General features: G+C 62.3%; 26 protein-coding genes. 11 read left to right on the top strand and 15 right to left on the bottom strand.

Going from position 1 to position 25612, the window contains the following annotated elements:
* The first annotated feature begins 54 nt into the window (after window positions 1-54).
* Together FLQ44_RS24080 and FLQ44_RS08915 are read left to right on the top strand one after the other, a co-directional pair.
* Window positions 55-951 (top strand): GNAT family N-acetyltransferase, encoded by an 897-nt coding sequence (locus tag FLQ44_RS24080; RefSeq protein WP_206208772.1) that lies wholly within the window; start codon window positions 55-57, stop codon window positions 949-951.
* Window positions 952-1145: 194 nt separating this feature from the next.
* On the top strand, window positions 1146-1757 hold the full coding sequence (locus FLQ44_RS08915) for a hypothetical protein (RefSeq protein WP_147694088.1): 612 nt from the start codon (window positions 1146-1148) through the stop codon (window positions 1755-1757).
* A 96-nt stretch (window positions 1758-1853) separates the two neighbouring features.
* On the opposite strand, the gene FLQ44_RS08910 is transcribed toward FLQ44_RS08915, so the two are convergent.
* The 5 genes from FLQ44_RS08910 to fdnG are packed head-to-tail and all read right to left on the bottom strand — an operon-like array spanning window position 1854 to window position 8174.
* Complete coding sequence (locus tag FLQ44_RS08910; RefSeq protein WP_147694087.1) at window positions 1854-2738, bottom strand: formate dehydrogenase accessory protein FdhE; 885 nt, start codon at window positions 2736-2738, stop codon at window positions 1854-1856.
* Entirely contained in the window at window positions 2728-3588 is an 861-nt protein-coding gene (gene fdhD, locus FLQ44_RS08905) for a formate dehydrogenase accessory sulfurtransferase FdhD (protein ID WP_147694086.1), read from the bottom strand. The genes FLQ44_RS08910 and fdhD overlap by 11 nt, the downstream gene beginning before the upstream one ends.
* Window positions 3585-4205, bottom strand: coding sequence for a formate dehydrogenase subunit gamma (locus FLQ44_RS08900; protein WP_147694085.1), 621 nt, complete (start codon window positions 4203-4205; stop codon window positions 3585-3587). Before FLQ44_RS08900 ends, fdhD begins: the two co-directional genes overlap by 4 nt.
* Entirely contained in the window at window positions 4202-5104 is a 903-nt protein-coding gene (gene fdxH / locus FLQ44_RS08895) for a formate dehydrogenase subunit beta (protein WP_147694084.1), read from the bottom strand. The genes FLQ44_RS08900 and fdxH overlap by 4 nt, the downstream gene beginning before the upstream one ends.
* Before the next feature lie 13 nt (window positions 5105-5117).
* The gene (gene fdnG / locus FLQ44_RS08890; RefSeq protein WP_147694083.1) at window positions 5118-8174 is read right to left on the bottom strand and encodes a formate dehydrogenase-N subunit alpha; all 3057 of its coding nucleotides are present in this window, start codon (window positions 8172-8174) and stop codon (window positions 5118-5120) included.
* A gap of 217 nt (window positions 8175-8391) precedes the next feature.
* Here fdnG and FLQ44_RS08885 point away from each other — a divergent pair, with 217 nt between their 5' ends.
* The 4 genes from FLQ44_RS08885 (at window position 8392) to FLQ44_RS08875 (ending at window position 13017) form a co-directional block, all read left to right on the top strand.
* On the top strand, window positions 8392-9807 hold the full coding sequence (locus FLQ44_RS08885; protein WP_147694082.1) for a sigma-54-dependent transcriptional regulator: 1416 nt from the start codon (window positions 8392-8394) through the stop codon (window positions 9805-9807).
* Complete coding sequence (locus tag FLQ44_RS08880; protein WP_206208771.1) at window positions 9786-11849, top strand: sensor histidine kinase; 2064 nt, start codon at window positions 9786-9788, stop codon at window positions 11847-11849. Before FLQ44_RS08885 ends, FLQ44_RS08880 begins: the two co-directional genes overlap by 22 nt.
* A gap of 20 nt (window positions 11850-11869) precedes the next feature.
* Window positions 11870-12226 carry a hypothetical protein gene (locus FLQ44_RS23600; RefSeq protein ID WP_170252900.1) on the top strand — a complete coding sequence of 119 codons (357 nt, stop codon included), beginning with the start codon at window positions 11870-11872 and terminating at the stop codon, window positions 12224-12226.
* Between the two features lie 215 nt (window positions 12227-12441).
* Entirely contained in the window at window positions 12442-13017 is a 576-nt protein-coding gene (locus FLQ44_RS08875) for a lysophospholipid acyltransferase family protein (RefSeq protein ID WP_170252898.1), read from the top strand.
* Between the two features lie 114 nt (window positions 13018-13131).
* On the opposite strand, the gene FLQ44_RS08870 is transcribed toward FLQ44_RS08875, so the two are convergent.
* Window positions 13132-13692 carry a DUF1415 domain-containing protein gene (locus tag FLQ44_RS08870; protein ID WP_147694081.1) on the bottom strand — a complete coding sequence of 187 codons (561 nt, stop codon included), beginning with the start codon at window positions 13690-13692 and terminating at the stop codon, window positions 13132-13134.
* Between the two features lie 106 nt (window positions 13693-13798).
* The gene (locus FLQ44_RS08865; RefSeq protein ID WP_026107859.1) at window positions 13799-14002 is read right to left on the bottom strand and encodes a cold-shock protein; all 204 of its coding nucleotides are present in this window, start codon (window positions 14000-14002) and stop codon (window positions 13799-13801) included.
* Between the two features lie 317 nt (window positions 14003-14319).
* Between FLQ44_RS08865 and FLQ44_RS08860 the strand changes: the two genes are divergently transcribed.
* The gene (locus FLQ44_RS08860) at window positions 14320-15408 is read left to right on the top strand and encodes an HD domain-containing phosphohydrolase (RefSeq protein ID WP_170252896.1); all 1089 of its coding nucleotides are present in this window, start codon (window positions 14320-14322) and stop codon (window positions 15406-15408) included.
* Window positions 15409-15575: 167 nt separating this feature from the next.
* Window positions 15576-15887: a pyrimidine/purine nucleoside phosphorylase gene (gene ppnP, locus FLQ44_RS08855; RefSeq protein WP_147694079.1), complete on the top strand. Its 312-nt coding sequence runs from the start codon at window positions 15576-15578 to the stop codon at window positions 15885-15887.
* Between the two features lie 45 nt (window positions 15888-15932).
* On the opposite strand, the gene FLQ44_RS08850 is transcribed toward ppnP, so the two are convergent.
* A complete protein-coding gene (locus FLQ44_RS08850) occupies window positions 15933-16961 on the bottom strand; it encodes a potassium channel family protein (RefSeq protein ID WP_147694078.1) in 1029 nt (342 codons plus the stop codon).
* 47 nt (window positions 16962-17008) lie between these two features.
* Entirely contained in the window at window positions 17009-17707 is a 699-nt protein-coding gene (locus tag FLQ44_RS08845) for a Crp/Fnr family transcriptional regulator (protein ID WP_170252894.1), read from the bottom strand.
* Between the two features lie 30 nt (window positions 17708-17737).
* On the opposite strand from FLQ44_RS08845, the gene FLQ44_RS08840 reads away from it, so the two are divergent.
* Window positions 17738-18250 carry an Mpo1 family 2-hydroxy fatty acid dioxygenase gene (locus tag FLQ44_RS08840; protein WP_147694076.1) on the top strand — a complete coding sequence of 171 codons (513 nt, stop codon included), beginning with the start codon at window positions 17738-17740 and terminating at the stop codon, window positions 18248-18250.
* Window positions 18251-18290: 40 nt separating this feature from the next.
* Window positions 18291-19550, top strand: a complete 1260-nt coding sequence (locus FLQ44_RS08835) for an Hsp70 family protein (protein WP_240801226.1) — start codon at window positions 18291-18293, stop codon at window positions 19548-19550.
* A 452-nt stretch (window positions 19551-20002) separates the two neighbouring features.
* Here the strand turns inward: FLQ44_RS08835 and FLQ44_RS08830 are convergent, their stop codons facing one another.
* The 6 genes from FLQ44_RS08830 to trxB all read right to left on the bottom strand — a co-directional run bounded on the left by FLQ44_RS08830 (window position 20003) and on the right by trxB (window position 25315).
* On the bottom strand, window positions 20003-20938 hold the full coding sequence (locus FLQ44_RS08830) for a DUF808 domain-containing protein (RefSeq protein ID WP_147694075.1): 936 nt from the start codon (window positions 20936-20938) through the stop codon (window positions 20003-20005).
* A 101-nt stretch (window positions 20939-21039) separates the two neighbouring features.
* Window positions 21040-21783, bottom strand: a complete 744-nt coding sequence (locus FLQ44_RS08825) for an alpha/beta hydrolase (protein ID WP_240801225.1) — start codon at window positions 21781-21783, stop codon at window positions 21040-21042.
* A gap of 53 nt (window positions 21784-21836) precedes the next feature.
* A complete protein-coding gene (locus FLQ44_RS08820; RefSeq protein ID WP_147694073.1) occupies window positions 21837-23240 on the bottom strand; it encodes a PhoH family protein in 1404 nt (467 codons plus the stop codon).
* Window positions 23241-23291: 51 nt separating this feature from the next.
* Window positions 23292-23735: a peroxiredoxin gene (locus FLQ44_RS08815; protein ID WP_147694072.1), complete on the bottom strand. Its 444-nt coding sequence runs from the start codon at window positions 23733-23735 to the stop codon at window positions 23292-23294.
* A 14-nt stretch (window positions 23736-23749) separates the two neighbouring features.
* Entirely contained in the window at window positions 23750-24292 is a 543-nt protein-coding gene (locus FLQ44_RS08810; RefSeq protein ID WP_240801232.1) for a Smr/MutS family protein, read from the bottom strand.
* A 72-nt stretch (window positions 24293-24364) separates the two neighbouring features.
* On the bottom strand, window positions 24365-25315 hold the full coding sequence (trxB, locus tag FLQ44_RS08805; RefSeq protein WP_147694070.1) for a thioredoxin-disulfide reductase: 951 nt from the start codon (window positions 25313-25315) through the stop codon (window positions 24365-24367).
* A gap of 116 nt (window positions 25316-25431) precedes the next feature.
* On the opposite strand from trxB, the gene FLQ44_RS08800 reads away from it, so the two are divergent.
* Window positions 25432-25611: a YjfB family protein gene (locus FLQ44_RS08800; RefSeq protein ID WP_170252892.1), complete on the top strand. Its 180-nt coding sequence runs from the start codon at window positions 25432-25434 to the stop codon at window positions 25609-25611.
* Window position 25612 lies beyond the last annotated feature (1 nt).

The raw sequence follows: 25612 nt of genomic DNA, 5'->3' as shown, positions 1-25612 counted from the left end.
AAAGCCCTGCCGTTTTCATTTGCGGCCAACCTAAGTCGCCAACGGACGCCTGCCATGCTCATTGCTTTCGAACACCCCGATCAGCCGGATGTTGTGGCGCTGATTGCCGCACTCGATGCTTACCAAGCCAGCCTGTACCCGCCCGAGGCCTGCTATACGCTGGACATCAGCGCACTAAGCCAGCCGCAGGTGCGCTTTGCCGTGGCGCGTGATGACAGCGGGCAGGCCATCGGCTGCGCCGCGGTCGTGCTGGGGCCGGATGGTGGCGAGGTGAAACGCATGTATGTGCAGCCGGCCGCACGCGGGCAGGGTGTGGCACGGCAGCTGCTGCTGGCGCTGGAAGGTGCCGCCAGGGCGGCAGGCTGCCGGCTGCTGCAGCTGGAAACCGGCCCCTTGCAGCCTGAGGCGTTGGCGTTTTACGCCTCGCTGGGTTTTGCGCGCTGCGCCGCCTTTGGCGACTACCCCGATCACCCCTTAAGCGTGTTTATGTGCAAAACACTGCAGCCGGCCAGCGCGGGCTACCAGCTGGAGCCGTGCGTGGCGGACGATTTCGAGGCGCTGCTGGCGCTGCGCCTGGCTGCCATGCAGCCTAGCTTGCAAGCCATTGGCCGCTTCGACCCCGAGCGCGCCCGTGCGCGGCTGGCCGCCAGCTACCAGCCGGCGGTAACGCACTGGATCGTGCAGGGCGGGCAGCGTGTGGGCTTTGTGGCCTGCCGGCCGCTGGCCGACTGCCATTATCTGGACCACCTGTATGTATTGCCAAGCTTGCAGGGGCAGGGCATAGGCGGTGCGGTGCTGCAGCAGCTACAGGCACAGGCTGCCCATGCGGGCCTGCCGCTTTGCCTGGGCGCGCTGCGCGGCAGTGCGGCCAACCTTTTTTACCAGCGCCACGGTTTTGTGCCCACGCATGAAGAAGAGTGGGACATCTATTACCGCTGGCCTGCGGCGTAGGGCTAATGCCCGCATGCCTGGCAGCGTGTTTTCTCGTGATTTTCCTGTTAGTGAGCGTGGCTTTCTATAGCTGGCGCAGGTCTATGGCATAAAGCAGCCACCCCGCCAGGCGGCGGGTGCTATGGTGGGGCCAAACTAAAAAAGCGGTGTGTCATTGCCACAAGGGGCTTTGCTTGCTTGAAAAAGGAAAAGCCATGAAAAGATTGCTGCTGTTGCTCCCCGCCTGCCTGCCGGCCCTGTCGTTAGCGGTGGTGCTGGAAAAAACCTGCCACTGCGACCTGGTGCGCCACCAGCCCAACCAGGTGCTGTTCAACCTGACTGCCAGTGTGAACTGGCGCCCCAAACTGTGGGTGGTCAAGCCATCCGACCAGAACGACTGCCGTAACAAGTGCGATGTGGCCTTTGCCGATAAAAAGCAGCCTATCGGCAGTGCGCTGTGCTCCTACCCGCTAGCCATTGCGCCGGATCAGGTGCAGATGACGCTGCACTCCCGGCTAGGGGAGAACACGCAAACCTATACTGGCAAAACCTATGTACTGAACCGCCGGCAGGTGGTGCAGTGCCCGGCAGACTGGCGGTCCAATAGCAATAACCAGATGGGCGGTATTACCGAGGACGGCCGCTGCAAGAAAGAATTTGCCCTGCCGGCCGGGCTGCTGAGCGTCCCGCGGCCGGCCGATGGTACGCCCATCGGCAACTGGGGTTTCTGGTGGGGCGATGGCCTGGTGGCATGGAACACGGCAGATAACGGTGGCAACCCGCAGCCGGTGTCGCCGCAGCAGTTCAAATGCGTCATTACGCCGTAGCGCGCGCTTTGTCGCTCGCGTCATGAAAACGGCCGCACACTGTGCGGCCGTTTTGCATGGCAATGCGTTTGGCCAAAGGTTGGCCGCAAGCCGCGCCTAGGCCTGGCCGGCAATAAAGTACGGGTTCACGCCGATGCGGCCATAGCCCGCTTCGCCGGCCAGCATGTCCAGCATCAGGCTGGCCAGGTCGTCGGCAAACGGTTCGGCCTGCGCGTCCAGCAGGGTGGACACCATTTTCAGCTCGCCGTGGCAGCTGTCGCAGCATTCTGCCTCGTGCACGGCGCGGTGCTGGTGCGGCTGCTTGTGGTTGGGCGCGGCGGGCTCGCTGTCGTGCAGGGCCAGGCTGCGGTATTGCAGCTCGCGCGTATTGCCACAGCCCAGGCACTTCACGCGGGTAACGTGCCATTCGCTGGCGCACTGGCTGCAGCAGGCGTAGCGCACGGCGTGGCCGCTGTCGCCACGGCGCAGCAACGATGCCACCGGCGGCGCGTGGCATACCGGGCAGTGCGCGCTTTCGCTGTGCTGCAGGCGGCTCAGGTCGCGCTGGCGCGCGCTGATGACGGCTTGTACCTGCAAGGCGGCGCCCAGTAGCGGCAAGCCGGCCTGCAGGGCAGGGTTGGCCGCAGCGGTGCCGGCACGCAGGGTGAGTGCCAGCGCCTGCAGGGTGTCGTCGTCCATGGCCAGCAGGCAATGCACGGCGCTATGGCTGGCATCGCCCAGCACCGGGCCCAGCGTATTGTGCAGCTGGGTCAGCATGTCGCGCAGGCAGGCCGTGCTGTTCACGGCTTGTTCTGCCAGCCGGTCGTGGCAGGCTTGCTGGGCGTGGGCGATATCGGCGCAGCAGCGCAGGAAATCGGCCATGGCATGGCCGTGGGCCAGGCTGCGCAGGCGCTCGGCACGGCGGGCAAAGACTTGCTGCCCCGGCGGGCGTAGCGGCTGCGGGATGGCGGTGTCCTGAATGGCCAGATCATCAATAAACATGGTGTGTTTCCGTTGCGGTGGCGGTGATAAGCCGCTCGGTATGGGTGTAGGCCACCAGGCGGCCGGGGCGGGCAAAGCCTGCCAGCAGCAGGCCGCATTGCCCGGCCAGCTGGGCCGCATAGGCGGTGGGGGCAGACACGGCGATCAGGGCTGGTATGCCCGCCTGCGCGGTTTTCTGCACCATTTCATAGCTGGCGCGGCTGGATACCAGCACAAAGCCGTCGCGGGTATCGACGCCCTGGCGGCGCAGTGCGCCGATCAGCTTGTCCAGTGCGTTGTGGCGGCCTACGTCTTCGCGTACCAGCACGATGCTGCCGTCGGCGTGGCAGTAGGCCGCGCCATGGGCGGCGCCCGTGGCGGCGTGCAGCGGCTGCTGTGCGGGCAGGGCGGCCACGGCGCGGGCGATGCTGGCAGCGTGCAGGGTTGGCCGCAGCGGCAGGGGCGCGATGGTTTGCGCCACGGCGTCCAGGCTATCTACGCCGCACAGGCCGCAGCCGGTGCGCCCGGCCATATTGCGCCGCCGTGCCTTGAGCTGGCTAAAGCGTGCGCTGGCAATATCCAGCCGCAGCTCGATGCCGGCCTCGCCTTGCCAGGCCTCGCAGTCGTACAGCTCGCTGGCGTGGGTAAGGATGCCTTCGCTCAGCGCAAAGCCCAGCGCGAAATCGTGCAGGTCGGCAGGGCTGGCCAGCAGCACGGCGTGCGAGATGCCGTTGTACACCATGGCCACGGGCACTTCGGCAATCAGCTGGTCGGTGGCGGCCACGGCGCTGCCCGCCTGCAGGCGCAGCACCGGCAGGCACTGGCTGGCTGGCAGGGTGTCATCGGCGGGCAGCGGTAGCGCGCAGCTCATTTCTGTTTGCCTGTCATCTCGCGGTACCAGCGCGGGTGGTGTTTTTTGGCCCAGGCGTGGGTCACCACGCCTTCCACCATGGCACGGATGGTGCCTTTTACCCAGAACGCGGCGTACACGTGCACGATGATGCCGGCAATCAGCCCGGTGGCGGCCCAGGCGTGCGCCAGCAGCGCCAGGCGGATCACCGGGATGGGAAAGTAGCCGGCAAAGTAGGGCCGCCAGGCAATAAAGCCGGATACCAGCAGCACGGCCATGCACGCGCACATCAGCCAGAACATGCCTTTCTGCCCGCCGTTGTACTTGCCGGTGTCGCCTACCTCGTGGCCGGACAGCACGGTTTTGACCGATTTCATCCAGCGGATGTCTTCGCTGTTGATCAGGTTATGGTGCCAGTAGCGGAAAAACTGCCGCGCAAAGGCCACGAACATGATCACACCCACAAAGGGGTGGATGATGCGCGCCAGCTGCGGGGTGCCAAACACGCCGGTGAGCCAAAAGAAGGCTGGGTAGAAAAACGCCAGGCCGGATAGCGCCAGCAGGATAAAGCACACCGCCACAATCCAGTGGTTGATGCGCTCGGCGGCGCTATAGCGCTGTATCAGTTGCTCTTTCATGCCTTGTCCTCCTGTTTGGCGGCAGGGTTGGCCGCAGCGTGTTCATCGTCGTCGTCCGGGCGGTTCGGGCCCACGGTGATGTAGTGGAAGAAACCGAACAGGCCGGCCGCGGCAATGCCGATGGTGGCCAGCGGTTTGAGCCAGCCTTTCCACAGCTGCACGGTGGTGCTGATGGCCGGGTCTTTCGGCAGGCCGGAATACTGCTCCGGCTTGTCGGCGTGGTGCAGCACGTACATCACGTGGGTGCCACCTACGCCTTGCGGGTCGTACAGGCCGGCGTTGGTGTAGCCACGGGTTTTCAGGTCGGCCACGCGGGTGGCGGCCACGTCTTTCATGTCTTCCTTGCTACCGAACTGGATGGCGCCGGTCGGGCAGGTTTTCACGCAGGCCGGCTCCTGGCCTACCGACACGCGGTCCGAGCACAGCGTGCATTTGTAGGCTTTGTTGTCCTTTTTGCTGATGCGCGGCACGTTGAACGGGCAGCCGGAAATGCAGTAGCCACAGCCGATGCAGTTTTCCTGGTGGAAATCCACAATGCCGTTGCTGTACTGGATGATGGCACCCGGCGACGGGCAGGCTTTCAGGCAGCCGGGGTCGGCACAGTGCATGCAGCCGTCTTTGCGGATCAGCCATTCCAGCTTGCCGTTGCTTTCTTCTTCGGCAAAGCGCATCACCGTCCAGGCATCGGCGCTCAGGTCGGTCGGGTTGTCGTACACGCCGATGTTGTGGCCAACCTCCTCGCGGATGTCGTTCCACTCCGAACAGGCTACCTGGCAGGCCTTGCAGCCGATACAGGTGGAAACGTCGATCAGCTTGGCGATTTCGATGGTCTTGCGCGCCTGCGGGCTGGCCGTGGGGCTGGCGGAGCGGCGGGTAATATCAAGTGATTGCAGTGCCATGGTCCGGGGCTCCTCAGGCTTTTTCCAGGTTTACCAGGAAGGATTTGTACTCGGGGGTCTGCGTATTGCAGTCGCCCACGGCGGGGGGCAGGCTGTTGGTGAGGTAGCCTTTTTGCGCCACGCCTTCCCAGCCCCAGTGCAGCGGTATGCCGATCTGGTGCACGGTCTGGCCGTTGACCTGCAGCGCCATCAGCCGCTTGGTCACCACCGCCTTGGCCTTGATGAAGCCGCGCTTGGAGCTCACCTTCACCGTGTCGCCCTGCACAATGCCTTTTTCCTGCGCCAGCGCCACGCCGATTTCGACAAACTGTTCCGGCTGGGCAATGGCGTTCAGCAGCACCGATTTGGTCCAGAACTGGAAGTGCTCGGTCAGGCGGTAGGTGGTACCCACGTACGGGTAGTCCTTGTGCGTGCCCAGGCGCTCGCGGTCGGTCTTGAAGATACGCACCGCCGGGCTGCTGACCACTTTGGGGTGCAGCGGGTTGGTGCCGATCGGGCTTTCCATCGGCTCGTAGTGCTCGGGGAAAGGGCCGTCGGCCAGCTTGTCGGTACAGAACAGCCGCGCCACGCCTTCCGGGTTCATGATGAACGGGTTCATGCCGCTGTCCGGGCCGGCGTCGGCCTTGAAATCGGGGATGTCCGCCCCGGCCCATTTTTCGCCGTTCCAGCCGATCAGCTTGCGCTTCGGGTCCCACGGCGCACCGGCCGGGTTGCAGCTGGCGCGGTTGTACAGGATGCGGCGGTTGGCCGGCCACGCCCACGACCAGCCCGGCGTATTGCCCAAACCGGTGTCGGTGTTGTCGCGGCGTGCCATCTGGTTGCCGGCTTGCGTCCAGCTGCCAGAGAAAATCCAGCAGGCGCAGCTGGTGCTGCCGTCGTCTTGCAATGTGGCAAAGCCGGGCAGCTGTTCGCCTTTTTTGGCCAGGAATTTGCCCGGCTCTTTCGGGTCTGGCAGGTCGGCCAGCGCCTTGCCGTTCATTTCGCGCGCCAGTTCTTCCGGGCTCGGGGCGTTCGGGTCGCGGTAGTGCCACGCTACGTTCAGGATAGGCTCGGCCACCTTGCCGCCTTCTTGCAGGTACATCTGGCGCAGGGTGTTGAACAGCTCGCCGATAATCTCGTTATCGCCCTTGGCTTCGCCCGGCGCGTCGGCGCCTTTCCAGTGCCACTGTAGCCAGCGTGCCGAGCTGACAATGGCGCCGTCTTCTTCGGCAAAACAGGTGGACGGCAGGCGGAATACCTCGGTCTGGATGTCGGCCGGGTTCACATCGTGCGCTTCGCCGTGGTTCTGCCAGAAGGTGGAGGTTTCGGTGGCGATCGGGTCGATGATCACCATGTATTTCAGCTTGCTGAACGCCTGCGTGACCTTGGTGGCATCGGGGAAGGACGCCAGCGGGTTGAAACCCTGCACGATAAAGCCGTTCATCTTGCCCTGGTGCATCAGCTCCACGATGTGCAGCACGTCGTACAGCTTGTCCCACTTGGGCAGCCAGTCGAAGCCCCAGTTGTTGTCTGCGGTGGCTTTGTCACCCCAGAACCACTTCATCAGGCTGACAAAGAACTTGGGCGTGTTGCTCCAGTAGTTGAACTGGTTGGGCTGCAGCGCCTTGGGCGTGGTTTTGCTGATGTAGCTGGCGTAATCGGGGTGGTCTTTTTCGTTGGGCAGCGTCAGGTAGCCGGGCAGGGCGGTGGACAGCAGGCCCAGGTCGGACAGGCCCTGGATATTGGAGTGGCCGCGCAGCGCGTTCACGCCGCCGCCGGGCATGCCCATATTGCCCAGCAGCAGCTGGATCATGGCCATGGTGCGGATGTTTTGCGCGCCCACGGTGTGCTGGGTCCAGCCCAGTGCGTACAGGATGGTGCCGACTTTGTCCGGGCGGGCGGTCTCGCCCAGCTGTTTGCACACTTCCAGAAAGCCTTCTACCGGCGTGCCGCACAGGTTGGTGACTACCTCGGGTGTATAGCGCGCAAAGTGCGCTTTCATCAGGTTCCATACGCAGCGCGGGTGCTGCAGCGTGGGGTCGGTTTTGGCGTTGCCGTCGGCATCCAGCTCGTAGGCCCAGCTGCTGCGGTCGTACTTGCCCTTGGCTTCGTCGTAGCCGCTGAACAGGCCTTCTTCAAAGCCAAAGCCTTCGCCCACGATAAAGCTGGCGTTGGTATAGGCTTTTACGTAGTCCCAGTGAATCTTGTCGTGGGCGATCAGCCAGTTGATCACGCCGCCCAGGAAAGGGATGTCGGCGCCGGCGCGAATCGGCATGTACAGGTCGGACACGGCGGCGGTGCGGTTGTAGCGCGGGTCCACCACGATCAGCTTGGTGCCGCGGGTTTTCTTGGCTTCGATGGCCCATTTGAAGCCCACCGGGTGCGCCTCGGCGGCGTTGCCGCCCATCACCAGGATAAAGTCGGCGTTCTTGATATCTACCCAGCTATTGGTCATGGCGCCACGGCCAAAGGTAGACGCCAGTGCCGATACGGTCGGGCCGTGGCACACGCGGGCCTGGGCGTCGGTGGCGATAATGCCCAGGCTGCGCAGGAATTTTTGCGTGATGATGCCGGTTTCGTTGGAGCCGGCCGACGCGGTGAGCATGGCGGTGGTAAGCCAGCGGTTAAGCGGCACGCCGTCGGCGTTTTTGTCCAGCACGTTGGCGTCGCGGTCGGCCTTCATGTGCTTGGCAATGCGGTGGAGGGCGTCGTGCCAGCTGATGCGCTTCCACTCATCGCTGCCGGCTTCGCGTACTTCCGGGTATTTCAGGCGTTTGGGGCTATGGATGAAGTCCAGCAGGCCGGCGCCTTTGGGGCAGAGCGAGCCGCGGCTTACCGGGTGGTCCGGGTCGCCTTCGATGTGCATGATTTCCGCTTTGGCGTTTTTGGCACCGTCACCCAGGCTGTACAGAATCAGGCCGCAGCCTACCGAACAGTAGGTACAGGTGTTGCGCGTTTCGCGTGCACCCAGCAGCTTGTACTGGCGCACCTCGGCCAGCGCTTGGGCCGGGCTAAAGCCCATGGCCACCAGGCTGGAGGCGCCTACCTGCGCCGCGCTGAGTTTGAAAAACTGCCGCCGGTTCACTTCCATCGGACTCTCCTTTTTATCGCTATTCGTTTGACGTGCGTCGGGTTGCGCAATAGCCTTGGCATAGCATTTGCCGTGCCCGTGGTAGGGTTTTTATATTTTTCACGAATAAACAAGGTGTTGCGTGTGGCTGCCCAGGGTTGGCCGCATGGGTACCAGACAAATAGTCGCAATAGCCCTGCGCGTGGTGCGACTATTTGTCCGCAGAAGGAGTAGGGTCTTGCAGCGAGAAAATACCTTGGCAGCGGCCGCTGACAGCGCGGCCAAACCATGGGGCAGCTACAGCGTGCTGGTGGTGGATGACGAGCCGGGCATGGTGAATTTCATCCGCCGGGCGCTAGAGGTGCGCTGCGGCAGCGTGCATGCCGCCGGTAGCGTGGAAGAGGCCGAGCCGCTGGTGGCGCAGCAGCGTTTTGACCTGATCGTGCTGGATATTTCCCTGCCCGGCATGTCGGGGGTGAACTGGCTCAAGCAGCTGCGTGAGCGCGGGGTAAACAGCGAAGTCATCCTGATGACGGCGTTTGCCGACGTGGAAACTGCTATCGATGCGCTGCGCGCCGGCGCCTCGGACTTTCTGCTCAAGCCGTTTTCGCTGGCGCAGCTGATCAACTCGGCACGGCGTGCCTTCGAGCGGGCGCGGCTGGAGGCAGAAAACTGGGTGCTGCGCCGCGAGGTGGCCTCGCACGCCAGCCGCAGCCATGTCAGCCGCGACGGCTTGATCGGCCACTCGCCCGCCATTGCCGAGCTGCGCACGCTGCTACAGCGCTTTGCCCCCATGCCCTCCACCGTGCTGATCCAGGGTGAATCCGGCACTGGCAAAGAGGTGGTGGCGCGCGCGCTGCATCAGCAAAGCCCGCGCGCCAACGCCAGCTTTGTGCCGGTAAACTGCGCGGCCATTGCGCAGGAGCTGATCGAAAGCGAGCTGTTTGGCCACGTGAAAGGCGCCTACACCGGTGCCACCGGCAGCCGCGACGGCCTGTTTTACTACGCCCGCGGCGGCACGCTGTTTCTGGATGAAATCGGCGAGCTGCCGCTGCCCATCCAGGCCAAGCTGCTGCGCGTGCTGGAGGAGCGGCGCATCCGGCCGGTGGGCTCGGAGCAAGAGATCAAGGTAGACGTGCGCGTGATTGCCGCCACCAATAAACCGCTGGCGGACGAAGTAGCCGCCGGGCGCTTCCGTGCCGACCTGTACTACCGCCTGCAGGTGCTGGAGCTGCACTTGCCGCCGCTGCGCGAGCGCACCGAGGACCTGCCCGAGTTGGCCGCGCACTTCATGGACCTGCTCAGCCCTGCGCTGGGGGTGCAGCCGGTCGCCGTGGAGCCGGCCATTCTGGCCGCCATGGCCGCCTACGACTGGCCGGGCAATGTGCGCGAGCTGAAAAACCTGGTAGAGCGGTCGCTGATCCTGGGCTACGTGCCGCGCGACCTGCCGTGCACCCGTGCCGTGGGCGGCACGAGCCCGGCGGGCGAGCCTGCGGCCAACCTGGCCGGCGCGGACGAGTGCCTGGCCGAGGTGGAAAACCGCCATATCCGCGCCATTCTGGCCGCCTGTGGCGGCAATAAATCCGAGGCGGCGCGCCGCCTGGGCATCTCGCGCAAGACGCTGGAGCGCAAATGTCTGGCCTGGGGCGAGTAGCGCGGCTATGGCAGCGGCTGATGCAGCCGCTGAACCGCTCGGTACGCAACCGCTTTGTGGCGCTGGCGCTGTTCCCGCTGGTGGTGGGCTTTCCGGTGCTGTTATTGCTGCTGGCCGGCTGGGGTGGGGCGGCGTTCCAGGAACTGCTGGTGTTCAAGGTACGCAGCGACCTGGCGGTGGCTACCACCTATTTTGAACGGGTGCAGGGCGACGTTGGCCGCAGCATCGAGGCATTGGCTAACTCCGAGGCGCTGGCCGACGCCCAGCGCCGCCCTGGCCCCGGGCTGGATGCGCTATTGCAGGCACGCGCGCAGTCGCTGGCGCTGGATTACCTGCTGCTGGTCGACGAGCAGCGCCAGGTGCTGGCCAGCTCGCTCAATGGTGCGCGGCACCACATCTACCCCGCCGGCGGGGTGCCAGCCGCCGGGCTGAGCGGACAAAGCCGTGTGGCGCTGGATGCGTTTAGCCCCGCACAGCTGGCCGCACTGTCACCGGCCTTGCAGCAACGGGCGCGTATCGACTTGCGCCCTACGCGCGGTGCCCGGCCCAGCCTGCAGCAGCAAAGCCAGGCCGGGCTGGTGCTGCACGCTGCGGCCGCTGTGCCGGGCCGGCGTCTGGCGCTGGTAGGGGGCTTGTTGTTGAACCGTAATGTGGATTTTGTCGACCGCATCCAGCACCTGGTTTACCCGCCGGGCTCGCTGCCGCAGCGTAGCCGTGGCTCAACGACGCTGTTTCTGGATGATGTGCGGATTGCCACCACGGTCGCGTTGCCCCATGGCGGTCGCGCCATCGGTACTCGTGTGTCCGGCGCGGTAGCCGAGCGTGTGCTGGAGCATGGCCAGCTGTGGCTGGACCGCGCGCTGGTGGTGGGCGACTGGTATGTTTCCGGCTATCAGCCACTGCAGGATAGCCGTGGCGAGCGGGTGGGCATGTTGTACGTGGGCTTTCTGGAGCAGCCCTTTGTGCTGGCCAAATGGATGGCGCTGGCCGTGCTGTTTGTGCTGTTTGCCATCACCATGGCGGTGGCGGCCTGGGTGAGCTGGCGTTTTGCTCAGTCGGTTATCCACCCGGTAGGGCGGCTGCGCGCCACCATGCGCCAGGTAGAGGCCGGGCAGCTGGATGCCCGCGTCGGCACGCTGCCGCAGGACGACGAGCTGGCCCTGCTGGCCAGCCATTTTGACCACCTGCTGGACCGCATCCAGTCACAAAACCAGGCGCTCACCCGCTGGGCCGCCGAGCTGGACGACAAAGTGGCCGAGCGTACGCGCGAGCTGGCGGCGGCCAACCAGACGCTGCTCACGGCGCAGCAGCAGCTGTTCAAATCGGAAAAGCTGGCGGCCATTGGCCAGTTGGCCGCAGGCATCGCCCACGAGGTCAACAACCCGGTGGCGGTGATGCAGGGCAACCTGGAACTGATGCGCGAGCTGCTGGGCGAGGCCGCCGCGCCGGTGGCCGAGGAGTTCCGCCTGCTGAACGAGCAAGTGCAGCGCATCCGCCTGATTGTGGCCAAGCTGCTGCAGTATGCACGCCCCAGCGAATACGCAGGCTACCTGCAGCAAGTGCGGCCAGAGGAGGTCTTCCAGGATAGCCTGGTGCTGGTTAGCCACCAGCTGGGGCGCAGCCATGTAGCCGTCCGCAAGGATTGGCAAGCCGCGGGCGCCTTGCTGGTAAACCGCTACGAGCTGCAGCAGGTGCTGATCAACCTGCTGCTTAACGCGCTGCAGGCCATGCCGGATGGCGGCATGCTGGCGCTGGCCACGCAGGATTGCCCGGGGCGTGATGGCCAGGCCGGTGTGTTGTTGTCGGTATCGGATAGCGGGCCGGGTATCGCGCCGGGTGATATGGCGCAGCTGTTTACGCCTTTCTTTACGCGCAAGGCAGATGGCAGCGGCCTGGGTCTATGGGTGTGCCTGGGCCTGGTAGAGCGCTATGGCGGTGATATCCATGCGGCCAACCTGGCGGCGGGCGGGGCGGTTTTCCGCGTATGGCTGCCCTGCGAGCCAGCGCTGGCCAGCCCAGGAGAAGTGGTGGGCGACCTGTAAGGTTTGGCTGGCGGATAGCATTGAAAAAGCGCCCTGGTCGGGGCGCTTTTTTTGTGGCCGTCCAGGCGGCCTGTAAAACGGGTGACAGCTGCCGCCTGCTGCGTGGTGCCATGCAGCAGGGTGTGTTGGGGTGGGTAGGCCGTGTTGCCAGCAAGCTGGCGGGTTTATTCCCTTGCTTCGCGTTCTATCCGCCGCCGCTCTATTTCGCGGCGTGCTGCGGCATTGCGGATATCACAAGGGCGGCTACGGGGCATGGGTTTGCCGGCGAGTGCGTTACTGCGCACTTCGGCACGAACTTCATAGTACGAAGACTTGGACTGATACTGCGACATGACGGCTTCTCCTTTGAAGGGATGCTGCTCTATCTAGCAATCTGACCGCTTAGCGTTACTGCTTTATTACGCCGTGCCGGCGTAGTGCGCAAGTATCATTTGTGTGTTGTGTAACTTGTGTGTGGCATCTGGCGGGTAAGTGTTGTATTCGTCTGGCAAAAGCTATCGAATGGGCTGGTTCGAGTATTCTTTTCTATGACTGATTTACCACGTGCACAGGCTGCTATAGAGTGCGCCGTTTAGTCTTGCGGTAGCTTTGAATGCATTTCACCATATTCGATACCCCGATCTTGCGTACGCTGTTGCGCTGGTTCTCTCTGGCCATGCTGCGGCTGCTGGGTTGGCGCTTGCACGGTGCGTTTCCCGCAGACAAGAAATATGTGCTGATCGGTGCGCCGCATACCAGTAACTGGGACTTTCCCTACACGCTGATGTTCTGCTTCGCCGGTGGCGCCAAGTTGTACTGGATGGGTAAGCACACGCTGTTTACCGGCATGAAGGGCCCGGTCATGCGCTGGCTGGGCGGGATCCCGGTGGATCGCCGCCAGAAGAATTCGCTGGTAGAACAAATGGTCGAGGTGTTTCACCGTAGCCCGCAACTGGCGGTGGCGATTCCTCCCGAGGGTACGCGTGCCAAGGTGGCAGAGTGGAAGACGGGTTTCTATCACATCGCCTGTGGTGCGGGTGTGCCGATTGCGCTGGGTTATCTGGATTTTGCCAAAAAGCAGGGTGGTGTACTGGGTATGTTTCAGCCCAGTGGCGATATTACCCGCGACATGCCGCTTATTCGTGCCCGCTACCAGAGCGTTACCGGAAAGTGCCCGCAGAATCAATAAGTTTTAGCCATGTTATTCAGACGGCCGGTAGTATGGGCGAGAATAAAAAAGCCAGCGCAAGCTGGCTTTTTTATTCTCCACAGCAAGCTGCAAAGCATGGTGTGGCGTGGTGGCTTATTTGGTTTGGGGCGCGCCGACATTCAACGCTTCCCAGCCTTCGCGACCCATCTCTTGCATCAGGGCGATATTGCGTTCGTAGATAGTAGCGGCATCCGGGAAGGCTTCTACGGCACGTTCGATACTGCTTTCGCGTATCAGGTGCAGGGTAGGGAACGGTGAGCGGTTGGTGTTGTTGCTGACATCGTTGATGGTGGTGCCGGCAAACTGGAATTTGGGGTGGAAGTCGGCCACCTGCAGCGTGCCTTCCAGGCCCATATCAGCCAGGGCAGCGTCTGCAATCTCCAGAAAGTCATTGAAATCCAGAAAACGCTGCAGCACGTAGGGGTGTACCAGCAGGGTGGTGTCTACCTCCTCCGGTTCGCTGTCTGCCAGCAGGCGCAGTTCTGCCATCAGGTGTTCCAGCAGGGTGGCCGGGTCTTTGGCGTCGCTGATGACAATGCGCACCTGGTCTTTTACGTATACCGCTTTGGCAAACGGGCACAGGTTCAGGCCGATGACGGCTTTTTCCAGCCAGTTGCGGGTGGCGGCGATGATATCGTCGTGTGAGCGTTCCACGTTGTGGCTCCTGCGGCGGATAAGCCGCCGCTAATGCGCTAATACAAAAAACCCGGATGAAGTCATCCGGGTTTTTCTGACAGGCTAGTAACAGCCAGCTTCTGAATTACAGAGGCTGAATGTTGGAAGCTTGTTTGCCCTTAGGGCCGTCAACGATGTCGAAGCTAACGCGCTGGTTTTCAGCCAGAGTGCGGAAGCCTTTAGCGTTGATCTGGGAGAAGTGAGCGAATACGTCGTCACCGCCGTTGTCCGGAGTGATGAAGCCGAAGCCCTTGGAGTCGTTAAACCATTTAACGGTACCGGTTGCCATGTTCTGTTCCCTTATGAGAATAGCGTTGAGTATGAGAAAAGCGCATGTCAATCAAGGGAAATGACAAACTGTGGTACGGGCAACGCCACTACAACAACTGACAGATCACGACTTGAAAAACTGCAGCACGCAGTCTGCCTGTGCTTCATTGCCTCGGCAAGTGTTTTTTGCTGGGCGGCGTAAAAAAAATGCATCGGCAATAGTGGTTTCATGGCATGCATACAGGTATTGGCAGTATTTGCTATCTGGCTTTGCCGGGTAAACACTATAGTAGATTCACGCTGGCAGCTTATAAGCCTTCGCCTCTGGAGATAGTCATGGATCGTTACCGCATTGAAGATGAAGAAAGTTTTTCCGATTTTCAGTACGCGCTGGACGACTACGCCCCGCGCGCGGCCAACTTGCTGGCCGCCCTACGGCAAAGCCCGCACGATGCCGGCATGCTGGCCGAGCTGATGCGGCTTTTTCACACTATCAAAGGGGATGCCGGCCTGTGCCGGCTGGCGTTCGTGGAGCCCATGGTGCACGCCGCCGAAGACCTGCTTTCCCGTGTACGCAGTGGCAGCCTGCCATTTGATGCGGCGCTGGAGCAGCTGCTGCTGCTGGCCATGGACCGGCTGGAGCTGGTGGTCAGCGAGCTGGAAAGCGGGCGCGAGGTATCGTTGGCCGATTTCAACCGCCTGATAGCCGAGATGAGCCAGCTGAACGATACGCCGCCGGCGCTGGTAGAGGCGCAGGCGTGGCTGGTGATCAAGCGCCTGACCGGCTTTTTGCCGCAGCAGCCGGCACAGGTAACCGTATCCCGTTCGCCGCAGGTCGATGCCGACTTGCTGTACTTCCGTACCCTGGCCTTGCAGTTCGAGCAGCGCTCGCTGCTGTTTCAGGGGCGTACCGAGCGCAACCTGCTGTTGGCCGCGGCGTGTAACGAGGCGTCTACCCAGCCCATCGACCCGCTGCAGCTGGAGGCGGCGGTATGCATGCACGATGTGGGCATGATGTTTCTGCCGGAAGAGCTATGGCTCAAGCATGGCAAGCTCAGTGATACAGACCGCCTGCAGTTGGCCGCCCACCCGGACTGGGGGGCAGATATGCTGGCCCGTATGCGCGGCTGGGAGGAGGCGGCACGCATTGTGCGCGAGCATCACGAGCGTATAGATGGCACCGGCTACCCGGCAGGCAAGCGCGCAGGCATGATTTGCGAGGGGGCCAAGCTGTTGGCCATTATCGATACCTTCGAGGCGGTCATCCTGAAGCACGGCCAGCGCCGCCAGGTGCGCTCGCTGCTGCGGGCTGTGGCCGAGGTGAATGCGTGCGAGTCGCAGTTTGACCCGGCATGGATTGGCTGTTTCAACCTGGTGGTGCGCGACATGATCGCACGGGGCTTTGTGCTGCCGCATGTGCGCTAGCGGGCACGGGCAAGTGCTTGAATCCACTTGGCTTGTGAGCCGGCGGTGGCGCTAGGGGTGACGGCGGGGCGTTTGGCGCCCCGTTTCATTTATTGACGCTGCAAATCGGCTGCGGGCATGATGCAGATAAGAGCCGTGTAACGGCCGTGCCCAAACAAGGAGAAATCATGAGCCAGTTCGATAATGTAAGTGTGGTCAAGAAGGCCAATGTTTATTTTGATGGCAAGTGCGTGAGCCATACCGTGGTACTGCCGGACGGCACGCGCAAGTCGGTAGGGGTGATTTTGCCGGCCAAGCTGCTGTTCAGCACCGGTGCGCCCGAGGTGATGGAGCTGATCGACGGCCAGTGCAAGGTGACGCTGGCAGGCGAAACAGAAGCCAAAACCTATGGCGCTGGCCAGTCGTTTACCGTGCCGGGCGAGAGCTCGTTCCAGATCGAAGTGCTGGAAACCGTACACTACGTGTGCCACTTCGGCTGATCTGCCCTGATGCATGAAAAAAGGTTGGCCGCGGCCAACCTTTTTTCATGCCTGCGCCGCATCGGGCGGAGCGGGGGCGTGTACCGCTTTACGCCCGATGATCATCAGCGATTGGCCTTCGCCCAGCAGGGTTTCTGCCGGCGGGTTGAACGCCACCTCGCCGCCCGGCATTTCCAGCGCCACCACAATCACGCTGCCATCACTCACCGGCATGCACTCGGCAATGCTGCGGCCCAGCCATAGCGGCTCTACCGGTACCACCTGGGCGCGGAAGGTGTTGGGGTAGCGCGTGTGCAGGCGCTCGAAAAAGTGCAGGGTTTCCGGCTTGATCACCAGGTTGGCCATATTCATGCCACCCAGGTAGGACGGGATCACCACCTGGTCGGCCCCGACGGCCAGCAGCTTTTTACGGGCGCTTTCGGTTTCGGCTTTCGATACGATGGACAGCCGGCTGTTCAGGCTGCGGGCCGTCACCACCACAAAAGCGTTATCGGCGTCCGATGTCAGGCTGGTGATAATGGCCTGGGCGCGTTCTATGCCTGCAGCCAGCAGGTTATCGTCTTCGGTGGCATCCCCCACGATATAGGGTCGCTCTTTGCCCCCTAGCCACTGCTGTATTTGTGCTTCGCTCTTTTCGATGATCACTACATCGTGGCCGCTACGCGTGAGCTCTTCCAGCGCGTACAGGCCGGTGCGGCTGAGGCCGCAGATGATGATGTGGTTTTCCAGGCGGGAGATGAGTTTGTCCATTTTGCGTACGCGCAGGTAGTGGGGCAGGTCGCCCTGAAACAGCAGCAGGGTAAGGGATGAAATACCGTAGCCCATCACGCCGGTGCCAAAGATGATCAGCACCACGGTGAAAATGCGGCCAACGGTATCCAGTGGGTGCGTTTCGCCATAGCCGATGGTGGCCAGGGTGATAACGGTCATGTACAGGCTGTCGAACAGGCTCCAGCCTTCCAGCAAGTGGTAGCCCAGCGTGCCCATCACCACGGCACTGAGTACCAGGGCAAACAGGAACAGCAGGCGGGTGGCCAGGGCGCGGCCCATGGCGTGGGTATTTAGCAGGCTCATGCCCGCATTTTAATGGCTTGTGCGGCAGGTGGCGGTGATTTGTACAGCTAGCGGTTGCCCAGCTGCTGCAGGGCGGGCTTGTCCAGCAGGGTAAGCTGCTTGCGCGCCACCTTGATCAAGCCAGCGTCGGCCAGCTGGCCCAGGATGGTATTGCAGGTTTGCCGGCTGATGCCGGTGGCGCTGGCCAGCGCCTCTTGGCTCAGGCTCACCGCCTGGCCGCTGCCGGCCAGTAGTAACAGGCGCTGCGCCAGCCGGGCCTCGGGCGATAGCAGGGTTTGTTGTGCCAGCCCGCTCATCAGCTGCCGGGTTTTGCCGGCCATCAGCTGGCCCAGGTAGTACCAGCCCTGCGGCCAACCTTCCAGCCAGGCCAGCAGCGGGCCGTGCGGTACATGCCATAGCAGGCAGCCGCCATCGGTGTGGGCGTGGTGTGTGCGCGGGCCGTGGTCGAATAGCGCCACCTCGCCAAACCATTGCCCGGGGGCGAGCCGCGCCAGCACGCTGTTTTTGCCCACGGCCGAGCTGCTGCCAATCAGCACGCTGCCTTGTAGCACGCAGTACAGCCCGTCGGCCGGGTCGCCCTGTAAAAACAGGTAGTCGCCGCCAGGCAGCGCCCGGCTGCGGCCCAGCGTTTGCAGGCTGGTTTGCAGGGTGTCTGGCAGGCTGGCAAACCAGCTGCTGCTGGCCAGTAGGCGTAAAGCCTGGGTTTTGTCGCCTGCTTGACAGAAAGCCTGGTGGTGCAAAGGCATGATGGTGCTTCCCGACGATGGAGGTTCACCATGAAAACGCTGCAAGCGCATTTAGTCAATTACGCCTGTTATCACCGCGACCTGCGCAATATCCATACCCATTTTGTGGGCATCCCGCTCATCGTGCTGGCGGTGGCGGTGTTGCTGGCCTGCCTGCCACTGGGGAGCGGCCTGCTGGCCCTGCACCCGGTGTTGCTGGGTGCCATTTTGTTTTATCTGCGGCTGGACCTGGCATTGGGGGCGCTGATGGCGGTGGTGATGCTGCTGGCGGGCTGGGCCGGCATGGCGATTGCCACCTTGCCTTTAGGGGGATGGATAGGTTTGGCATTGTTTGTGGCCGGCTGGGTAATGCAGTTTGTCGGCCATGCTTACGAAGGGCGCAAGCCGGCGTTTGTGGACGACCTGGTGGGCTTGTTGGTGGGGCCGCTGTTTGTAGTGGCTGAGTGGCTGTTTTTGCTGGGATTTTATCGAGATTTGCAGGCATGCATCATAGAAGGTGCTGGCCCGGTACGTGCAGTGCAGAAAGTCGCGGCAGGTGGCTGAAGATTCGCTATAATCCCGCTCCTTTTGCCTGAGGGGGTGGATGAACATGACCGTACAAGCCTGTGGCGTGGACTTTGGTACGTCCAATTCGACAGTGGGCTGGTGCCGCCCCGGTGTGCCCAGCCTGCTGGCGCTGGAAGAGGGCAAGACAACCCTGCCATCGGTGATCTTTTTCAATGCCGAAGAAGAAAGCACCACCGTTGGCCGCGCGGCCATTGCCGAGTACCTGGATGGCTACGAAGGCCGCCTGATGCGCTCGCTGAAGAGCATTCTGGGTACCAGCCTGATGAATGGCCAGACCGAAGTGCAAGGCCGCCCGCTACGCTTTCTGGATTTGCTGTCCATGTTTATCGGCCAGCTCAAACAGCGCGCCGAACAGAACGCCGGCCGCGGTTTCGAGCAGGCCGTGTTTGGCCGCCCGGTTTTCTTTGTGGATGACGACCCGGTAGCCGACCGCCTGGCACAAGACACGCTGGGCGAGATCGCCCGCAAGGTGGGCTTTAAAGAGGTCGCCTTCCAGTTCGAGCCCATCGCCGCAGCCTTCGACTACGAAAGCCGCATCCAGCGCGAAGAGCTGGTGCTGATTGTGGATATCGGAGGCGGTACCTCCGACTTCTCCTTGCTGCGCCTGGCGCCCGAGCGCGCCCATCTGCTGGACCGCCGCGCCGATATTCTGGCCAACGGTGGTGTGCACATTGGTGGTACCGACTTTGACAAGCAGCTCAGCCTGCATTCTGTCATGCCGCAGCTGGGCTACCGCTCGCGCCTGAAGAATAACGCCGAGGTGCCATCCGGCTTTTACTTCAACCTGGCTACATGGCACACCATCAACTTCGCCTACACGCGCAAAGCCCTGTCCGACCTGCAGGGCGTGTACCCGGACGCACTGGAGCAGGGCAAGCTGGACCGCTTGTTTTCGCTGATCGACAAGCGCGCCGGCCACTGGCTGGCGATCCAGGTAGAGGCTGCCAAGATTGCGCTGTCCGACGCGGCACAAACGCGGCTGGACATGGGCGAGATCGAAAAAGCGCTGTTCCATGATATTGCGCGTGCCGATTTTGACGAAGCCATCGAAAAGCAGATTGTGAGCATCGAAAGCACGGTCGCGCGCTTGCTGGCCGATGCACAGCTGCAGGCGGGCGAGGTGGATACCGTGTTCTTTACCGGCGGCTCCAGTGGTGTGCCGCTGCTGCGCGAGCGCATTGCCGCCATGTTCCCCGCCGCCCGTGCGGTGGAAGGCGACCGCTACGGCAGTATCGGCAGCGGCCTGGCGCTGGACGCCTCGCGGCGCTTTGCCTGAGTAAAGGTTGGCCGCAGGGCTGCCAGCCAAAGAAAAAACCCGCCAGTTGGCTAATGCCAGTCAGTCAGGCGAATATGCTTGGTCATCAAGTGATAGTGCGTGAGTGAAGCACCCCATCCCGTTGGCGCGAGCCGTGCAAAAGGGTGCGCCCCAGGTTTTAAGACGCCGATTTGTTTGAGTCCCGAGCCGTTAGCGAGGGACGAGTTCGGCGGCGCCTGGGGCGTGCCATTTTGGCCGGGGTTTCGAGCAGCCCCGGGTTGCGGGGGAATGAAAAGGGGGCGGCAATCCGCCCCCTTTCCCGTTTGCCGGGCGGAACCGGCATTTAAGCATCGTCCGCATAGCGGACACGCTAGCAAGCTTCAACACAACAAACCCCCTAGCCAAAAAAATGCCAGTCAGCGTTAACTGACTGGCATCACGCTAATTGCCGGGGGTTTTACTGTGCGCGCGGCTTAGTGTGCAGCGGGGCTGCCGCGTAATTTTCCGATCAGCATCACCACCGCCAGCACCAGCGCGCCGGCGACAATGCCGAACAGGCCATCCAGCACCGCCGGTACGATGGCCGCTAGCAGGCCGCCAATGCCGGCGATGCCTGCCACGCTGTGGGTGGCTGCTTCAATGGCGTGGTGGGCAAACGGCAGGCCGTGGGTGAGGATGCCGCCGCCTACCAGGAACATGGCGATGGTACCGGCCACGGCCAGAAAGCGCATCAGCGGCGGGGCTGCGTTCACCAGCAGGCGGCCCAGCTGCTGGCTGCCTGCGCCGGGCTTGCGCGTGAGGTAGAGGCCGACGTCGTCCAGCTTCACGATGCCGGCCACCAGGCCGTATACGCCGACGGTCATGATCAGTGAAATACCGCTCAGCACCGCCAGCTGCGACATGAAAGGCTGGGTGGCTACGGTACCCAGCGTAATGGCGATGATTTCGGCAGACAGGATGAAATCGGTGGTGATGGCACCTTTGATCTTGTCTTTTTCGTAGGCCACCATATCGACTGCCGGGTTGGTCAGTGCGGCCAACCTGTCGTCGTGCTCGGCGCCTTCTTCGGCGGCGTGCAGGTATTTGTGCGCCAGTTTTTCTACGCCTTCAAAGCACAGAAACGCGCCGCCTATCATCAGCAGCGGGGTAATCAGCACGGGTGCAAACGCGCTGATGGCCAGGGCCAGCGGCAACAGAATCGCCTTGTTGCGCAGCGAGCCCACCGCTACCGCCCAGACGACCGGCAGCTCGCGGTCGGCCTGTACGCCGGCCACTTGTTGTGCGTTCAGCGCCAGGTCGTCGCCCAGCACGCCGGCGGTTTTCTTGGCGGCAACCTTGGTCATTACGGCGACATCGTCCAGTACGGTGGCGATGTCATCAATCAGCATCAGCAGGCTACTACCAGCCATGATTTGTTTCCTGTCGGTAAAAAAACGCTGCCGGCAAAGCCTGGCATACATGCAAAACCCGGCGATGGCCGGGCGGGGGTATACACGGTAGCAAAGCGTGACTATGTCATCAAGTGTTGTTGCAGCCATTTATCAATGCGCTGCGCCACCTGCTGCCAGCGCGTATCCAGCATCATCATGTGCGCCATGTCGGGCAGGATCTCGACATGCAGGTTCAGGGCATGGCCCATCTGGCGTACTTCGGCGGCGCTGACCAGGTGGTCGTGCTCGCCCCCCAGCAGCAGGGTGGGCAGCCGCAGCTGGGTGCGGCTAAACGGCGATACCATGGACATGTCCATGATGGCACGCAGGCTCTCTACCTGGCTGTTGGTGGCCATCCAGGCCACGGTGCTGGCTGGTGCGTCATCCGAAAACAGCATGTGGCGCAAGTCGCCTACGGCGGGGGGCTGGCGGCCGTTCTGGAACATATTCAGCCCGATCAGCACGTCGGGTGCCTGCTGGAACAGCCGCCAGGTGGAGGCAGCCAGGCCGGTGTGCGGTACCGACGCCAGCAGCACCAGCCCGGCGGCGCGGTGCTGTTGCAGGTATTGCTGGGCTACGAAGCCGCCCATGGAGTGGCCGATCAGTACCGGCATGGTGCCGATCTGGCGTATGGCCTGGCCCAGGTTGGCCACGTAGTCGTCTATGCTCACGGCGGCCAGCCAGTCTTTGCCGTCACTGTGGCCGTGGCCTTCCAGGCTAAGCGCCCAGCAGTCGTAGCCTTGTGCGGCAAACCACGGCAGAAAGTTCACCTGCCAGCAGCTGGCGCTGCTATACGCACCATGAATAAAAAGCAGGGGTGGCACGCTGTGCGCTACCCCTGCTGCGGCTTGGTGTATCAATTCAAGATGTAGGGAACTCACAATACCTCGGCGGCGTGGTCTGCCAGGCGCGAGCGTTCGCCGCGCTGCAGGGTGATATGGCCGGAATGGTCCCAGCCTTTGAAACGGTCTACCACGTAGGTCAGGCCTGAGCTGCCCTCGGTCAGATACGGGGTGTCGATCTGGCTGATGTTGCCCAGGCAGACGACCTTGGTGCCGGGGCCGGCGCGGGTAATCAGGGTTTTCATCTGCTTGGGTGTCAGGTTCTGCGCTTCGTCGATGATCAGGTATTTGTTAAGGAAGGTACGGCCACGCATGAAGTTCAGCGACTTGACCTTGATGCGGCTGCGGATCAGGTCGCGCGTGGCAGCGCGGCCCCAGTCGCCGCCGTCGTCTTCATTGCGGTTGAGCACGTCCAGGTTGTCTTCCAGTGCACCCATCCACGGCAGCATTTTTTCTTCCTCGGTGCCGGGCAGAAAGCCAATGTCTTCGCCCACCGGCACGGTAACACGGGTCATGATGATTTCGCTGTACAGTTTTTGTTCCAGCGTCATGGCCAGGCCTGCGGCCAAGGTGAGCAGGGTCTTGCCGGTGCCGGCCTGGCCCAGCAGGGTGACAAAGTCTACCTCGGGGTTCATCAGCAGGTTCAGGGCAAAGTTTTGCTCGCGGTTGCGCGCGGTAATGCCCCACACATTGTTCTTCTGGTGGCTGTAGTCTTTCAGCGTTTCCAGTACGGCAGTTTTGCCATCGATCTGGGTGACGCGGCACTGCAGCAGCTGCTCGCCTTGCTGCCACAGCAGCTGGTTCAGGTGCAGGCTGGTGACGTCGGGGCCTTTGATCTGGTAGTAGCTGCGGCCGTGTTCCTGCCACGATTTCAGGTCTTTGCCGTTGCGTTCCCAGAAGGTGGCGTCGATCTCTCGCGTGCCGGTGTACAGCAGGTCGGTGTCTTCCAGCACCTTGTCGTTAAAGTAGTCTTCTGCCTCCAGCCCTAGCGCGCTGGCCTTGATGCGCATATTGATGTCTTTGGACACCAGAATCACGCTGCGCTCCGGCTCGCGCTCTTTCAGCGCCACCACGATGCCCAGGATCTGGTTGTCGGCCTTGCCTACCGGCATGCTGGCGGGCAACACGGCGTGGATGGCCTGGGTTTGCAGGCGCAGCTTGCCGTTGGCCGCATCGCGGCTGGCGCTTTTGAGCGGAATGCCGCTGTCGATATTGCCGGCGGCCTGGCTGACGATTTCGTCCAGAAAACGGCTGGCCTGGCGCGCGTTGCGTGCCACTTCGGTCATGCCCTTTTTGTGGGTGTCCAGCTCTTCCAGGGTGATGATGGGGATGAAGACGTCGTGTTCCTCGAAGCGGAACAGGCAGGTAGGGTCGTGCAACAGCACGTTGGTATCGAGAACAAACAGCTTGACGGTTTTAGTCTTTTTGCGGCTTGCCATGATGTGAGGCCCCTTGATGAGCGGGGCCTCGCGGTATGCCAGGCCCGTCGCTTAAATGGTATTCACGAATGCCAGCACTTCTTCGACATGGCCGGGGACCTTCAGGCCGCGCCAGGCTTTGAGGATGTTGCCCGCGCTGTCGATGACGAAAGTGCTGCGTTCGATTCCTCTTACCTGTTTGCCGTACATATTTTTCAGCTTCATGACAGCGAACAGATTACATACAGTTTCCTCCGGATCGCTGATCAATTCAAATGGCAATTCGTACTTGGCCTTGAAGTTTTCATGCGATTTCAGGCTGTCGCGCGATACGCCCACAATGGTCACGTTGGCCGCAGTAAAGGCAGCGTGGTGGTCACGAAAGCCGATAGCCTGGGTGGTGCAGCCGGGCGTGCTGTCTTTGGGGTAAAAGTACAGTACGGTCAGGCCGCTGCCTGGCAGGGTGATGCGCTGGCCGGAGGTGGCGGGGGCGGTAAAGCTGGGGCAGTGTTCCATCTTGTTTCCTTGTGTCAGCCGGGGCGTTTGAGTAGTGCCAGTACAGCACCGCTACCGCCATGCTGGGTGCGGGTTTCACAAAAGGCCAGTACTTCGGGGTGGTGGGTCAGCCAGCTGCGGACCATTTTGGGTAGCACGGGTTCGCCGCGCGAGCTTAAGCCCTTGCCGTGGATGATGCGCACGCACTGGCCCTGGTGGCGGGCGCGGTGCAGGAACAGCGCTAGCTGCTCGTGCGCCTCGAAGCGGTCCAGGCCGTGCAGGTCCAGCTCGGCACACACCGGCCAGTGGCCGGCTTTCAGCTTTTTCAGCGTGTGGGATGGCATGCCGGGGCTGCGGTGCTCGATATCGATGTGCGCTGGTTCGAACCAGCCCAGCATCTGCGCAAACAGGCCCTGTTCGTTCTCGCCGGGGTGATGCACGCGGTGCGCAGCGTGGTGCAGCGGGCGCGGCCGCGGGCGGGGCAGGGGGTGTTGTACGCGGCCATCGGGCTTGAGCGGTCGCACATCGCGCATCAGGCTGGGGAAGTCCGGCTCCGGCGGCGGCGCCGCAACGGCCACAGGCAAGACCCTTGCGGGCCTTGCCTGTGGTTTGATCGGCTTTAGCTGCTCTTTGAGCGACTTCAACGTGGCTTAGCCGTGGTCGAGGTAGCGCTCGGCATCCAGTGCGGCCTGGCAGCCCGACGCGGCGCTGGTGATGGCCTGGCGATAGATGTGGTCTTGCACATCGCCTGCGGCAAATACGCCGGGTGCGCTGGTGGCGGTAGCGTTGCCCTCGCGGCCGCCACGGGTCACGATGTAGCCGGTTTCATCCAGCTCCAGCTGGCCTTTGAAGATGTCGGTGTTCGGCTTGTGGCCAATGGCAATGAACACACCCATCAGCTTGATGTCTTCGGTGCTGCCGTCGTTGAACTTCAGGCGCGCGCCGGTCACACCGCTGTCGTCACCCAGCACTTCGTCCAGGTTGGCGTTCAGCTTCAGGGTGACTTTGCCTTCGGCAACACGAGCCATCAGCTTGTCGATCATGATTTTTTCCGCACGGAAGGTGTCGCGGCGGTGAATCAGGGTAACGTGCTTGGCGATGTTGGCCAGGTACAGGGCCTCTTCTACGGCAGTGTCGCCACCGCCTACCACGGCAACGTCCTGGTTGCGGTAGAAGAAACCGTCGCAGGTAGCGCAGGCCGATACGCCCTTGCCGGAGAAAGCTTGCTCGGACGGCAGGCCCAGGTATTTGGCCGAGGCGCCGGTGGCAATGATCAGCGCATCGCAGGTGTATTCGCCGCTGTCGCCAATCAGGCGGATCGGTTTTTCATCCAGCTTGGTGGTGTGGATGTGGTCGAAGATCATTTCGGTGCCAAAGCGCTCGGCGTGCTGCTGGAAGCGCTGCATCAGTTCCGGGCCCTGCACGCCAGCTACGTCGGCTGGCCAGTTGTCCACTTCGGTTGTGGTCATCAGCTGGCCGCCTTGCGCCATGCCGGTGATCAGAACGGGTTTCAGGTTGGCGCGTGCAGCATAAACGGCGGCGGTGTAGCCAGCCGGGCCGGAACCGAGGATCAGCAGGGGGCAGTGACGAGTTTGGCTCATGTGGGTTTTCCTGTTAGTGCGAACGGATTAGGTTTATTTTATCAGTAATCGGGAATCTGGCCGATAAAGTGTTTCTACTTGCCAAATAGTTTATGGCTACCGGAAGGAGTAATGCTATGGAGATTGGTGCCAGCACCAGTACAAACGTGAAGCAGGCTGCCGAAACGTTTGTGTTGAAAAAGGCCATGGAGGTGTCCAGCGACACCATGCAGACGCTGATGGCGTCTGTGGAGCAAAACGCGCCCAAAACAAACAACCCTGCCCATCTGGGGCAGAATGTGGATGTGAAGGCCTGAT

Source organism: Vogesella mureinivorans, from assembly GCF_007644035.1.
Lineage (GTDB): Bacteria > Pseudomonadota > Gammaproteobacteria > Burkholderiales > Chromobacteriaceae > Vogesella > Vogesella mureinivorans.
The sequence above is the reverse complement of the archived record's forward strand: the minus strand, read 5'-3'. Positions and strand labels throughout refer to the sequence as shown.